Genomic DNA, 13,770 nt, shown 5'->3' with positions numbered 1-13,770 from the left:
AGCGCTAGTGCTTTTTATTAGTATGCGTACGTAAACGATTTTCACGTGTTACGAAAAGAAAGGTTAAGTACATTTTTGTAGGTAGCGACATGGCAAGTCCAATGGCCATGCAGAACGCACCAAGATAAATGCCCTTAACCCCTATTTTTTCGGGAAGGCCGGAATAGCTGATAATGTAGTGCCCCAGTATAAAAAGCAAAACACCACTGACCATTATCCATTTCAAAACTTTTATCATGACAGCTCATCGTTTAACTACCCATACTGCTAGCTTATAAAAACGCATTGCGTTGGGCATTGATTGAGGTCATGACTTAGTACATTGTTATGCAAATACGACGGTCTTATTGCGATGAATAATCACGCGGTCTTCTAAATGGTAGCGCACGCCATGAGCTAATGCCGTTACTTCACAATCTTTACCCTTACGTACCATATCAGCTGCACTGTCACTGTGACTAATACGCTTAACGCTTTGCTCAATAATAGGGCCTTCATCTAAATCTTTAGTCACGTAGTGACAGGTTGCGCCGATTAACTTTACGCCGCGATCATAGGCTTGCTGATAAGGCTTAGCACCTGCAAAGCTCGGCAAGAAGCTGTGGTGAATGTTAATGGCTTTGCCTTCTAATTCTTGGCAAAGCGTATCAGGTAAAATCTGCATAAAGCGGGCAAGCACGGTCAGATCAATTTTGTATTCTTGAAGTAAGGTCGTGATTTGTGCAAAAGCGGCTTCTTTCCCTAACGCTTTAAAGTCTACCCAATGAAAAGGGACTTTGTACCAGTCTGCAAACTGTTTCATTTGCGGGTGGTTACCAATAATAACCGGAATATCACAGTGTAGTTCCCCTGTATGCCAGCGGTGAAGCAGATCAACTAAACAGTGAGACTCAAGGCTAGCTAAAAGCGCAACGCGTTGTTTTTTGCTGGAGTCGCTCAACTTCCAGTTCATCTGATATTCGTTAGCAAGTGGCGTGAATTCTTTAACAAAGCTTTGATGATCTAACTTTAGCGAGTCGGTGCTAATTTCATGGCGCATGAAAAAGCGGCCGGTTTGTAAGTCAGTGTGATGGCTTGCTTCAACGATGGTAGCGTTATGGTCGGCCAAAAATTGCGACACGCTGGCAACGAGCCCAATTTGGTCTGGGCAGTCTATTACTAATCTAAATGTTTGTTGCATTTGAGCACTTTGAATAAAAAAACAGGCTTTCTTTTTACCTGTGCCGCCATGCGTTGTAAAGGCGACGCGGTACTTTAAACCAGCTGAAATTGCTATAACTCATAATCACACGAGGTCTTAAGCTGAAAAGGCGCAAGTCAAATGGACATCGGTTTACCCAAGTTAGCACGGTATTGCGTTTTCCTTTACTCGTCGGTTATCCCACGGCGCAGCTTTTCTCTTACCGACATATTGTGTTTTAACGGCCAAGACTGGCGGATAGGGTAGACTACCCCTTGCGGTGTAGAGATAGACTCAAACAGGTGAAATGCCGAAACGTGAACGTCTACATTGGGGCTGTAAAGGGGAAGAGGCAAGCTCGACGTAGCCTTTCTGACAAGCGTAACGTGAGGCTTATATTCTCTGCTTTCCACCTCTATTGCCGCCTTGCGGGCTGCTTTTCGCGACAATTTGGCGAGTTCACCTAGCGCCTTTGGCGCATCTGTCGGCGAAGCGAAGAGTATCTTAGGACCGTTCCATAATCCCGTCGCATCGAGGGTTAGAGAAAAGGGTTCGCTCATAAGCTGATCGAGTTCATACACGAGTGCTTCGTGCTGCCGGTGATTTATCTCACCTAAAAAACTAAGCGTAATGTGGAAGTTCGCCGCCGGCACTGCGTACGGTTGCGCGGGCCCTTGGCTGTTGGTGTGATCGTAGCGCTTATTGGACGACTTTCGAGAACGAATAGACTCGCTTTTTACCCATTGACGGGGCATAACTTCAGGCAATGCCTGTTGGCGCCAGCTATCTAGAGCAAGTTTTTCTGTGGCGCTAAGATCTAAACCAATAAAGCTTCGCATAGCTTTCCTCCTTCAAATTTGCCCTTTTGCTTGTACATCACGTTAATGTCTATACAAACCTAAGTTTATCATGGCGCTACCTGCGATTTCCAAAACAAGACGCAAGTGTTGAGCTATTTGCCAAATTTAAAAAAATAGCAGTGATGTTCGGGTGCATTGCTCAAATCAGGTACACTATACCCATCAACTTATAACACCTTTATGCCCTTTATGTTACAGCCGTTTTCTCACTTACCCGCTTATGAACTCGTTACGCCGCTTGAAGAAGCTGTAGGCGCTAGCAACGTCATCATAGGGGCGCCTCCGGGTGCGGGAAAGTCCACCGTACTTCCTTTGTCACTGCTGAAGTCATCGCTTAAAGGAAAAATATTACTTATGCAGCCACGGCGCGTGGTGGTGAGAAACCTTGCGGACTATTTAGCTTGGCAATTAAATGAAAATGTGGGCGAAACGGTTGGCTATCGCATTAAGGGGGAGTCGAAAACATCGTCTGCCACTCGGCTTGAGATCATAACTGAAGGGGTCCTGACTCGCATGATTCAGCAAGACCCTGAGCTTGCTGGGGTAGCTGCTATTGTCTTCGATGAATTTCACGAACGCAGTATTCACAGTGACTTCGGTTTGGCACTAGCGCTTGAAGTACAGTCGGGGCTTCGCGATGACTTACGATTAGTTGTCATGTCGGCTACCTTGGATGTAGCACCCCTTCAAACGTTGCTCAATGCGCATAGCGTACTGCCAGTAGTGAACTTGAATACGCAAGGGCGCATGTTTCCCGTTGAAATTCGCTACACACAAGATGTGCAGGCGCATGAGTTAGTACCCAAAACCTGCAATATCATAAAGCAGGCCGTAGGCGAACACGACGGTGATATTTTGATTTTCCTTCCTGGGCGAGGAAGTATTAATGCGGTTGCCAAAGAAATAAAAGGGTTAGCTGAAAGTGCGGACATGGCCGTTCACATGCTCTATGGAGCGTTAAGTAAATCTGTGCAACAAGCCGCTATTACGCCAGACCCGCAAGGCAGACGAAAAATCATATTATCTACCAATATTGCTGAGACGAGTCTTACTATTGAAGGCGTGACGGTGGTTATTGATAGCCTATGGGAAAACAGTGCTCAGTATCATCCGTCCAGCGACATTACGGCTCTTACTCAGCAGCGCATTTCGCAAGCATCTGCCATTCAAAGAGCAGGGCGAGCGGGGCGTGTGATGGCCGGAACCTGCTATCGTTTGTGTAGCAAAAGCAGCTTCGAGCGTTTGGCCAAACACAATGCGGCGCAAATTGAAAAAGAAGACTTAAGTAGCTTTTTGCTTGATACCCTAGCCTGGGGCAGTAGCCCAGATACCTTGGCCTTGTTGACGAAGCCTACACAAGCGCAGCAGCAGGTCGCACAACAAAAGCTTCAGCGGGTTAATGCTATCTCACAATCCAGCATTACTCCCTATGGAAGAGCGCTGGCCCAGTTACCCTGTCAGCCCCATTTAGCCCACTTATTGCTGACCGTTAAACAAGGCCTTGATGGGCTTTGTGCTGATGACAACGAAGCGCTTCGCCACGCTGCTCCCTTTGTTGTGGCTCTTAGCGAAAGTAATATCAGTGTGGGTGGCGCAACAAATGTCATGGATGCGCTGCTCCACGCCAATAGCAACACGCGCAGTCAGCTTACACAGCAAGCTACCCGTTATGCGCGCTACGTGCAAAATAATGATGGAAAAGCACAACGCTTTAAGCCTGATATTAACGAACTAGACGAGCAAGCCCTTGGGCTTTGTATCGCTATCGCATTTCCTTTGCAGGTGGGCTTTAGGCGCAGTGCGCCAGATAAATCGGCAGAGAGCTCGAATAAAACAAACGGTAAGCCTAAGACCGGTATAGTCGAATACAAACTGGCAAGTGGCAAAGGTGCAGAGCTCACTGCCGCTGGCAGTGCGTCCATTTTTAATGAGAGTGAAAATGGCGATGGACCATGGCTGGCAGTGCTCGACGGGCAGCTGATAAAAAGCACGGTGGCAATACGCTTGGCACAGCCAGTGCGTGAAAGCTGGTTGCGTTTAGCCTTTCCTGACGCGTTCAAAGAAAAGCGCAGCGTTATTCTTAACAGCGATACTGGGGTAATGGAAGCCAGAGTAAGTACGGGCTTTTATGAGATAACCCTAAATAGCACACCGGTTTCGGGGCAGGAAAAAAGTCGTGAAAAAGCATTCTGGGATGATGCGTTATGCAACGCATGGTTCGCCTATCTTGATGCACTTCCTCTATCAAGCTGGCCGCTTTCTGACGCAGACTGGCAATGGTGGCGAAGAGTGGCAATGGCTGGGAATCTTAATTTGCCACAAGACAAAGCCTTCGATGAACCCGATCCGTGGCCGTTGTCATTGAACGCTCTCGTGCAGAATGCCAAAGACAGTTTAGCGCCTGCCTTAAAAAACTGTAAAAACATCAAAAACCTTAAGCAGTTACCGTGGAAAACAGCCTTGAATAATGGTCTTTCTTGGCCTCAGCAAGATGCCTTAGCCACACTCTTGCCAACTCACGTGACTATTCCAACCGGCAGAGAGGCTAGCCTGGATTATCGCGATAATGGAGATGTGGTGCTGTCGGTCAAAATGCCAGAGTTATATTCTCAAGGCACGCCATTAACGATAGCGGATGGGCGAATTACCGTTGTATGTGAGCTGCTTTCGCCAGCAGGTAGGCCATTACAAACCACCAGTGATTTAGCCGCCTTTTGGCATGGCAGTTATAAGGAAATACAAAAAGAAATGAAGGGGCGCTATCCAAAGCACTTTTGGCCAGATGACCCCGCAAATGCATCGCCGACCAGCAAAACAAAAAAGCATATGTAGCGCGCCGATACGGCTACACGAATCATCATTTTCAAGTGGTTTTAAACAAGAGCAGCTGGCTATAAGCCCGCCTCTCGCATAGTCTGCTTTTACCGACAGTGGTTACACATGAGAAACTAAGCTAAGTTGATAGTTGAAGTCTCTAACGTTTATGTAGGTAACCTAAAGTTATGAAATTAATCAGTTTAACTGCAGCGGGGATTCTGTTTGCTCTATCTCTAAGCGCCCAAGCTCACGATTTTTGGCTAGAACCCACAGCATATCGTTCTCAAGAACCGAATTCGCTGGCATTGCAGTTTAAAGTGGGTCATAAGGAAGATACCTCTCATTGGAACCTTGCATGGGATAGAATAGTCGCGTTGCGCACCTACTCTTTTGACGGTGTGGCTGATATGGCTGCCAGTGTTGTACCTAAAACCTCAATGCTGCCGGGCATGGCAAAAACAACCAAGCTCCCATCCGGTACTCACGTCATAGGGTTTGAAAGCTATCACGCCACAAGCACATTAAAAGCGAAGAAGTTTAATCAGTATGCAAAAGAAGAAGGCTTAACTGAGGTATTGGCGCACCGCGAGGCGAGGGGACAAAACGATATCGCCGGCAAAGAGCTGTACTCTAGAAAGGCGAAAACCATTGTACAAGTTGGTGACGCGGTAACGAACAACGTATTAAAACCCATTGGCCACACATTGGAAATAGTGCCTCTTGAACATCCTTACAAGCTTGCAGGAAATACGCTATCTGTTCAGGTATTATTTAAAGGTAAGCCTTTGAGTAACGCGCTTATTGATGCGTATTCCTTGGTTGATCACAGCGCTAAAGAGCAAGCGGTTAAAACGGATAGTGAGGGCAAGGCGACATTTAAATTTGACGTCGAAGGACCTGTAATTCTGAATACAGTTTGGGGAGTCCCACTTACAAATAGCTCGGCTGCAGATTTCGAAACCTATTTTTCAAGCCTAACGTTTGAGTACTTTCAGTCACCAACAAAGTGAGTGGTTTACACCTTGTAGGCCAATGAAAATACCAAACAGTGAATGCGCGCCAGAAATGGCGCATCATATATGAAATTTAAGAAGTCGTCGTTTCAAGGTCGATATTAAGTGCAGCCATCACTTCAAGTCCTGGGAACCCATCCGCAATCATGTTGTTACTAATTTGGTAATTGCGAATGCCTTCGCGGGTGGCGGGGCCAATAATGCCGTCAGGCTTACCCACATCAAAGCCCAAATCATTCAGCTTGCTTTGAAGGGCAATAATATCTTTGCGATTGTACGCAGGTAGATCAGGTAACGTGGCTTTAATGCCAGACGCGCCAGCGATGCGGTCGGCCAATACACCCACGGCAATGGCATAAAACTCTGAGTTGTTCCAGCGCATAATAACGCGGAAGTTTTTGTAGGCGATAAAGGCGGGTCCGTTGTGACCAGCTGGCACAATAACATAGGCTGTAGTATCGCCTTCGCCCAATTCAGAACCATCAGCTTTTTTCACGCCTTGGGCGTGCCATTCACTGAGAGATTTTCTATTTTTATAGCCTGACTCTTGATAGTCAAAGTTCTCAGGCAGTTGCACTTCACGACCCCAGCGGAAAGCTCGTTCCCAACCAAGATTAGCAAGGAAGTTTGCCGCAGAAGACAACGCATCTTCTTCACTTGCCCACAAGTTAATTTGTCCGTCGCCATCGCCATCAATAGCGTAGTGTGTATAGGCCGAAGGCATAAATTGGGTGTGCCCCATGGCACCGGCCCACGAGCCAATCATTTCTTCTTTTTGCAGCTTCTCTCGCTCCATCAATTTCACAGCAACAAGAAACTCTTGGGTGAAGTAGGTGCTTCGTCGCTTATCACAAGCCAAAGTGGCAAGCGAATCGAGTACCGGCATTTTGCCTTTATAAGAGCCAAAGTTTGTTTCTAGCCCCCAAAAAGCAAGCAGGTAATGAGGAGGCACGCCGTATTTTTCACTTAGCTTATGCAAAAGCTTGTCGTGCTTTGCATACATCTCTTTACCTTTTTCGGTACGCCAGTCGGTAACGCGCTTGCTGAAGTACCCTGGAAAAGTTTGTACAAATTCTGGTTGGCTTCGGTCTAGCTCTATCACGCGGTCCTGGTGAACAAGACGAGGAAACACGTCATCGATAGTTTGCTGGCTAACCCCTTCCTGCTTGGCTTTATCAGCAAGCGCTGCGGTGCAGCTAGCGAATTGTTCATTGGCTAGCGCTGAATTCATTGTCGCACCCGCGAGAAGCAGCGCCATAGACATGCGAAGTGACGGTCGAAGAAATGAGGCGTAAGACTTGGTCTCTTTAGGCGAACGAATAGAGAAAAAAGAAGACTTAAATGAAGCTAAGCGCATAGTACGGTTCCTGTGTTACTTGCCAGCATGCTATCGCATTGTGACCGTGAAACGCGAGTAAAATTCATTTTAGTCCTTCAACATATTAGCGCCATGGGACGTTTTAGAAGTATACAATTCGGAGTGTGCATATTTGGAAACAGTTGTTGAGAGGCGGCCCGAATGATAATGTTGATACTATTAAAACTAACGTTTTAAAGGCGTTTGTTAAATCCATATCGCATTATGTGCGATGTCATCCTTAATGATCTTCATGGCGTTTTCACGTGGCAAAAAGACAGACAAAAGACAATCCATCTTCAAAAAGTAAAACATCAAGCAATGGCAAAGGCTCGGCCAAGCGCTCGTGGTTTTTCAAACTGTTTTGGCGAGTCACTCTTATTGGTTTAGTTGTGCTTGGGGCGTATGCCTTCTACCTTGACGCCCAAATTAAGCATGCGTTCTCTGGAAATAAATGGGAAGTTCCCGCGCAGATCTTCGCCCGTCCGTTGGAAATCAGCAAAGGTGAAGAGATAACGCCCCAAGAAGTCATTGATGAGCTCAATTTGCTGGGCTACCGCAAGGTAACCTTTGCCGACAGTAGCGGTGAATATAGCTATCAAAATAAGGTGCTGACTGTGCAGCGCCGTGCGTTTCAGTTTCCAGAAGGCGCAGAGCCTCTGCGACATTTAGTGATCACGTGGGAAGGTGCACGTATTGGGGAAATTTATGACAAGTCGCAAGGCCGCCCGTATGGTTCTGCAAAGCTAGAACCCTGGTTAGTAACGCGCATGACAAGCGGGTCTCAAGAAGACCGTATGCTGGTAACGTTAGACACCATTCCTGAGATGTTGCCAAAAGCGCTAACCCTGGTGGAAGACCGCAATTTTTATAATCACCATGGCGTTGCGCCGCTTTCAATATTGCGGGCTCTAATGGCAAATATTGCAGCCGGTAGAACGGTTCAAGGCGGGAGTACGCTAACGCAGCAGCTGGTTAAAAACATGTTTTTAACCCGTGAGCGCTCCATTGTGCGTAAGGCAAAAGAAGCCATTATGGCGGTGATCATTGATGCCCGTTACAGCAAATCAGAAATTATTGAAGCGTACTTAAACGAAGTGTTTTTGGGGCAAAATGGCGATATGGCCGTACATGGTTTTGGACTTGCTAGCTATTTCTATTTTGACCGACCAGCTAACGAGCTAAGTACGCCCGAAATAGCCACGTTGGTTGCTATTATTAAAGGCCCATCTTATTACAACCCACGCAAATATGCTGAGCGCACGAAAGAGCGTCGTGATTTAGTGTTGCGCATGCTGTTTGATGAAAATGAAATTAGTCGTCAAGACTACGAACGTTTTGTGAATATGCCGTTAGGGCTCGCCAGTGGGGCTAGCTTAGCAAGCGGTAAACACCCTGCTTTCATGGAGCAGGTTCGTCGGGAACTCAATGAAATTCTGGCTGAGCCTAGCTTAAGAGATTCGGGCGTAAAAGTGTTTACAACACTTGATATCGTAGCCCAGCGCCGCGCTGAAAGTGCATTGTCGGGTACGCTAGACGGTTTGCAAAAAGACAGGAAAGTACCCTTACAGGGCGCAATGGTAGTCACAGATAGTGCAAGTGGTGAAGTACGCGCTATCGTTGGCGGAAAAGACTTTGCGTTCAAAGGCTTTAACCGAGCACTAGACGCAAAACGCCCTATAGGCTCGTTGATTAAACCTGCGGTTTACTTAACCGCACTAGAAGATCCTACACAATTTAACCTGGCAACGCCGCTTAAAGACGAGCCCATTACCCTTGAAAGTCGAAATGGAAAAACGTGGTCGCCGCAAAACTACGATAAAGAGTTCAGAGGCCAAGTGCCTTTACTTCAAGGGCTAGTCGAGTCTTTGAACATACCTACGGTTAATTTAGGCATGCAGATAGGGCTTGATGCGTTAGCCGATACGATAGAGCGATTAGGGGTAACCACCCCCGTAGATAAAGTACCGTCGTTGACCCTTGGTGCTTTTGAGTTGACACCATTTAGTACCAATCAAATGTATCAGACCCTATCAAATGATGGGCGTTATATACCTCTTCATACGGTGACTTCTGTAGTAACAGCAGACAACGCGCTGCTTTGGAAAAAGGCGGAGTTTTTTGCTCAGCGCACCGATGAAGCGGCGACCTATTTGCTCAACTATGCCTTGTATAAAGTAACTACCGAAGGCACTGCGAAGCGTATCGGCTGGAATTTTGGCAATGTGAATATGGCTGGCAAAACGGGCACCACAGACGATTACCGCGATAGCTGGTTTAGTGGCTTCGATAGAAACAATGTGGTTACGGTTTGGGTAGGCAACGATGATAACCAACCGGTTAATTTGACCGGTGCAGGTGGTGCCTTGCCCGTCTTTATAAACTACATGAAATCTCAGTCGCCCAAGTCATTATCAAGGCGTTTCCCTAAAGGCTTAGGCATTGCACATTTTGACGCCAAGACCGGCGCAGTTGTGGTTGCAGGGTGCGCTGGGAGTTTAAGCGTACCGGCTATTTTGGATGTGCTTCCTCCACCTCAACAAGATTGCTCAGGCCGCCCTGTAGACAAAGACAGCGACAAGGATGATAAAAGCTGGTGGGAACGGATATTCGGATAAAAAAGCTCCAGTAAGAAGATAGAAAACACAATCACTTGGCTGGGATACTGTCAGTGCTTTCTATCTCCCTCTGGAGTAAAAGGCCCAGGGAGGCAAATTTGTTAGCGGTAGTCGGTTAGGTCCTATTTGTTTTTATTGCGTTTTCAGTGACCTTTCTGAAGGAATAGGCGCGCTGTTGAAAACACCAGCGCACTTACTACAAACGCAATAACCGGTCCGAGTACCACCATAAATAGGGTTGCGGCGGTTAACATATGCATTCTCCTTATGCGTCGTTATCGTCTGAGCTGATAGGCTCAATCGGTGTAATAGTAACGTCAGCAACCAATGCATTCGCTTCTTCTACTTCTGGCTCAAACGTATGGCTTGCAGTTAACACGTCATAAGTCACGGCTAGGTCTAAGTTCTGCTTTACGTCGTGCATGGCGCTTTCAACGATCGAATCTGTATGCGAAACAATGTTGTTCTGAGTGTCGTCAGCGAACGCTGATGCGCCCAATACGCTAGTTGCTAAAGTTAGTGCAGTGAAAGTTTTGCGACCAATAAACATAGTAATCTCCAAAAATTAAGTTAGACACTGCACTTGAACATACTGCGTGGCAGCTATCATGTTGCTAAAGGTTTCGATAATAAGTCGTTATCAATTAACAATTAGTTTATAGCGAGGGATGTGCCAACTCGTAAAAAATGCACAAGTAGCTGAAATTAATGATTTTTATTTTTTGTCGGAGAGCGGGTGTGAAAATGTAAAATAATAGAAAAGCTAAAATTTGGCGAGTTTGATATGGAGGTGGTCAAAATGACTAACGCAAATTTTTTAACATTCGAGCAGCGACACTGGTGACCATGAGACAGGTCAAAAATAGGGGCGCTAGTCTATAAAAAGAGCAGCGCCGCCAATGTAATACCAATCCGCATAGATCATTACCCACTCAGCGAGAGTTAAAATGTTCGTAATCGCGGCGTGTTACCGCAGGTATAGTGGTTCTACATCAAGGTGACACAACAAAGAGTACGGACATTTTAAACTCGCCCTTCGGGAAGGTCTGGCAAGCTTCCTAGCTTCATTCTGGGAATTTGAAAGGGAACAGCCATTCCTGCATTCCCACGCTTTGCTAGGAAACTTGCCAGCGCCTTCTGAGTGGGCAATTATCTATGCGGATTGGTATAAAAAAGAGTGAATAGGTTTAGGACGCTTTACTTCTAAATTGTGAAACCATAGTCACTATTAGCGCAATGAGCACACCAGCAGCAATACCAACAACACCATCAGCAAGTATAGACATAACCAGCGATGCGTCTGGGATAAGTGCGGTAAACCAGTCGGTAACAATGTGCAAAAAGCCGATGCTGTGAGTGAGTATGCCACCGCCTACCAAAAACATAGCTACAGTACCTACTACCGCAAGAGTCTTCATTAGTGCGGGGGCGGTAACTAATAACGCTCTGCCAATAAATCGTTGAAGGGTGTTCATTGATCCTGTTAACGACTTGCGAAGCATGTAAAGCCCAACATCGTCCATTTTAACTAGTGCCGCTACCAGCCCATAAACGCCAAGAGTAATCGCTAAGCTTAGTGCTACCAGTACGCCGATTTGCGTAGTAAGTGTTGCATCGGTCACAGTACCTAATGCAATGACAATAATTTCAGCAGACAGTATGAAGTCAGTGCGTATAGCGCCTTTAATTTTATCTTTCTCAAAAGCAACCATATCCACATCTTCGTGGGTGAGCGCTTCTATTCTGGCTTCTCGTGTTTTTTCTTCATCTTCGTGGGGAAGATATTTGTGCAACAGTTTTTCTGCACCTTCAAAACATAAATATAACCCGCCCAGTACCAAAAGGACGGTTATAAGTGAGGGCACAAAAGCACTGATAGCTAATGCCGCAGGAACCAATATTGCTTTATTAATAAGTGAGCCTTTTGCTACTGCCCAAACAACAGGTAGCTCTCGGTCTGCTTTGACGCCTTGGACCTGGTCGGCGTTTACCGCTAGATCGTCGCCCAAAACACCCGCTGTTTTTTGCGCAGCGACTTTCGACATGGTTGCGATGTCGTCCATTAACGTTGCTATATCATCAAGTAGGGCAAGTAAGTTAGCTGCGGCCAAAGTGATTTTCCTTGTGTTTGTTGTTATAAAGTTTGTTGCTTTATGTTTCACTAACATAGCAAATCAAGAAGCGATAAGTCGTTGCGGTATGCAGAGAATACGCGCAGGATCTTACCTTTGGCAACTTATGAATAGTACGAATTCAGATAAAAGGTTGAAATCATTGTGAGTAACGATAGTGAAATAAACGAAGAGACAGAACTTCCATCACTTTCAATTCGTTCCTATACCAGAACGGTACGAAGTCACGCACACCCCTATTATCAATTGGTTTTGCCTATTAATGGACATATAGAAATAGCGCAAGATTGCTATACAGGTAATGTTGGTGTTGGAGAGGGGGTGTGCATCGCACCACATGAAATACACGACTTTAGCGCAAACGAAAACGCTAAGTTTGTGGTAGCTGATTTGTTATCGGTACCGGTGCAGCTTCAAGACAAACACTCACCAATATTCCAAGTTAATAGTGCGCTTCAGGCATTTTTAAGCTTTGTTGAAGTACAATTAACGCATTACGCTTTTTATGGTCACAGTGAAGTGGCTGAATTGTTTCAGGTATTACTTGCGAAGAGCGAAGTAGGGAGTGCGACAGGTAAAGGCATGACTCGAGTATTAAGCCATATCCATAGTGATGTAGGCGGTGAGCATTCAGTAAAGAACCTTTCTGGACTTGCCTGCATGGGAACCACGCAATTCAAAAAACGCTTTAAAGAAGCCTCCGGACATAGTTTACGAGATTACCTCGTAAAAGTGAGGATGGAAAAGGCTAAAGCGCTGCTTAGAAATACTGATACGCCAATGTTGGGTATAGCTCAGCTAACAGGATACGAAGATGTTGCAGCGTTCAGTCGACGGTTCAAAGCGTATTTCGGGCAACCCCCTAAGTTTTTCAAAAGAAAGTGACTGTGATAAGGGCTTACCTCACATGACGGTAAATCGTTGATAGAGACAACTAGTTAATCTCTTCGTCTTTAGGAAGTTTATTGAGTCTGGCTTCTATGAAACGTTTGTGGTCGTCCATTTTGGTGCATTCTAAGGTTCCACCTGTAAAACCACTTAATATCGCCAAGGTTTTATTGGTCGTACTGCTACAATTTACCCGTTTTGAAGGGCGTCGATTTTCATTAGCTTGTATTTGCTGTGTGCTTGGCCCGCTAAGCACAGGACTATTTTTACGCTCCTGAAATGCCTTTGCTGCTTGTTCAGCGTCTTCAGCGACTTTGTCACTGTGATACTTTTCAAAGTAGAGGGCTGCGCCATCTTTTACCGATAGGTTCAACGAGCCTGCGCGCCGATTTGCGTCTTTTGATAAAGTGGGCGACGGCAGTGTATTCGTCGACTTACTTTCAATGGGTACCTGCTGTGTATCGGGCTCAGCATTTTTCTGCTTTTTGGGCGCAGGACTTTCTACAATTTCATTCTTACTATCAAGTGCTTCAGTCGCTTTGGTTGCGTCAGGCTTCAACTCAATTTCTTGCCTTTTAGGGGAAACATCGTTTGGTTTAGTTTCTTGTGGTTTAGCTTGTGCAGGAGGGCGTGGAACGGGGGGATAGTACAGTCTGGCGCTTATCTCCGGCGTTTGCTCCAAAACATTTACTCGTGCTTTTTGGTTGTTGATGCCCATCTGAGAAAGTATGACCACTACGATGACCCCAAACACATGTGCACAGCCCGAAATTAATAGTGGGCGCCACGCCGTTTTCTTTGCAACGGAATGGTGGTCAATGCTGCGCTCAGGCGCAAAGAAAGATGGGGTGATAGTCGTCATAGTAAACAACAGACCATGGGCCCTATCGAATAGTTCCATCCTA

General features: G+C 46.1%; 11 protein-coding genes. 4 read left to right on the top strand and 7 right to left on the bottom strand.

All coding sequences use genetic code 11. The annotated features are described in order from the left end of the window. Positions 1-4: 4 nt before the first annotated feature. The 3 genes from RJ41_RS04860 to thpR form a co-directional block, all read right to left on the bottom strand. Positions 5-238: a hypothetical protein gene (locus tag RJ41_RS04860; protein ID WP_039217726.1), complete on the bottom strand. Its 234-nt coding sequence runs from the start codon at positions 236-238 to the stop codon at positions 5-7. An 87-nt stretch (positions 239-325) separates the two neighbouring features. Continuing rightward, positions 326-1,180 (bottom strand): formyltetrahydrofolate deformylase, encoded by an 855-nt coding sequence (gene purU, locus RJ41_RS04855; RefSeq protein ID WP_039217723.1) that lies wholly within the window; start codon positions 1,178-1,180, stop codon positions 326-328. A gap of 185 nt (positions 1,181-1,365) precedes the next feature. Next, positions 1,366-2,019 carry an RNA 2',3'-cyclic phosphodiesterase gene (gene thpR, locus RJ41_RS04850; RefSeq protein ID WP_039217720.1) on the bottom strand — a complete coding sequence of 218 codons (654 nt, stop codon included), beginning with the start codon at positions 2,017-2,019 and terminating at the stop codon, positions 1,366-1,368. A 156-nt stretch (positions 2,020-2,175) separates the two neighbouring features. On the opposite strand from thpR, the gene hrpB reads away from it, so the two are divergent. Both hrpB and RJ41_RS04840 read left to right on the top strand, forming a co-directional pair. Beyond that, a complete protein-coding gene (gene hrpB / locus RJ41_RS04845; RefSeq protein WP_039217717.1) occupies positions 2,176-4,872 on the top strand; it encodes an ATP-dependent helicase HrpB in 2,697 nt (898 codons plus the stop codon). 170 nt (positions 4,873-5,042) lie between these two features. Further along, complete coding sequence (locus RJ41_RS04840) at positions 5,043-5,867, top strand: DUF4198 domain-containing protein (RefSeq protein ID WP_039217713.1); 825 nt, start codon at positions 5,043-5,045, stop codon at positions 5,865-5,867. Between the two features lie 76 nt (positions 5,868-5,943). On the opposite strand, the gene RJ41_RS04835 is transcribed toward RJ41_RS04840, so the two are convergent. Further along, positions 5,944-7,227: a lytic murein transglycosylase gene (locus tag RJ41_RS04835; protein ID WP_039217711.1), complete on the bottom strand. Its 1,284-nt coding sequence runs from the start codon at positions 7,225-7,227 to the stop codon at positions 5,944-5,946. 266 nt (positions 7,228-7,493) lie between these two features. Between RJ41_RS04835 and mrcB the strand changes: the two genes are divergently transcribed. Further along, the gene (gene mrcB / locus RJ41_RS04830; protein ID WP_039217709.1) at positions 7,494-9,845 is read left to right on the top strand and encodes a penicillin-binding protein 1B; all 2,352 of its coding nucleotides are present in this window, start codon (positions 7,494-7,496) and stop codon (positions 9,843-9,845) included. Positions 9,846-10,110: 265 nt separating this feature from the next. Here the strand turns inward: mrcB and RJ41_RS04825 are convergent, their stop codons facing one another. Both RJ41_RS04825 and RJ41_RS04820 read right to left on the bottom strand, forming a co-directional pair. Continuing rightward, positions 10,111-10,395, bottom strand: coding sequence for a hypothetical protein (locus RJ41_RS04825; protein WP_039217707.1), 285 nt, complete (start codon positions 10,393-10,395; stop codon positions 10,111-10,113). Positions 10,396-11,032: 637 nt separating this feature from the next. Then, positions 11,033-11,956 carry a DUF808 domain-containing protein gene (locus RJ41_RS04820; RefSeq protein ID WP_039217705.1) on the bottom strand — a complete coding sequence of 308 codons (924 nt, stop codon included), beginning with the start codon at positions 11,954-11,956 and terminating at the stop codon, positions 11,033-11,035. Between the two features lie 165 nt (positions 11,957-12,121). Between RJ41_RS04820 and RJ41_RS04815 the strand changes: the two genes are divergently transcribed. Continuing rightward, a complete protein-coding gene (locus RJ41_RS04815; RefSeq protein ID WP_240485730.1) occupies positions 12,122-12,862 on the top strand; it encodes a helix-turn-helix transcriptional regulator in 741 nt (246 codons plus the stop codon). Between the two features lie 49 nt (positions 12,863-12,911). Here RJ41_RS04815 and RJ41_RS04810 read toward each other — a convergent pair whose 3' ends face one another. Beyond that, on the bottom strand, positions 12,912-13,766 hold the full coding sequence (locus RJ41_RS04810) for a hypothetical protein (RefSeq protein WP_039217704.1): 855 nt from the start codon (positions 13,764-13,766) through the stop codon (positions 12,912-12,914). Positions 13,767-13,770: the final 4 nt, after the last annotated feature.

Source organism: Alteromonas marina (genome assembly GCF_000808575.1).
Lineage (GTDB): Bacteria > Pseudomonadota > Gammaproteobacteria > Enterobacterales > Alteromonadaceae > Alteromonas > Alteromonas marina_A.
This window is presented reverse-complemented; position numbering and strand designations above follow the sequence as displayed.

Bases quoted from the DNA above. Each gene is read 5' to 3' on its own strand.
- RJ41_RS04810 (WP_039217704.1), bottom strand. From the start codon at position 13,766: ATGGAACTATTCGATAGGGCCCATGGTCTGTTGTTTACTATGACGACT.
- RJ41_RS04825 (WP_039217707.1), bottom strand. From the start codon at position 10,395: ATGTTTATTGGTCGCAAAACTTTCACTGCACTAACTTTAGCAACTAGC.
- RJ41_RS04860 (WP_039217726.1), bottom strand. From the start codon at position 238: ATGATAAAAGTTTTGAAATGGATAATGGTCAGTGGTGTTTTGCTTTTT.
- thpR (WP_039217720.1), bottom strand. From the start codon at position 2,019: ATGCGAAGCTTTATTGGTTTAGATCTTAGCGCCACAGAAAAACTTGCT.
- purU (WP_039217723.1), bottom strand. From the start codon at position 1,180: ATGCAACAAACATTTAGATTAGTAATAGACTGCCCAGACCAAATTGGG.
- RJ41_RS04840 (WP_039217713.1), top strand. From the start codon at position 5,043: ATGAAATTAATCAGTTTAACTGCAGCGGGGATTCTGTTTGCTCTATCT.
- RJ41_RS04835 (WP_039217711.1), bottom strand. From the start codon at position 7,227: ATGCGCTTAGCTTCATTTAAGTCTTCTTTTTTCTCTATTCGTTCGCCT.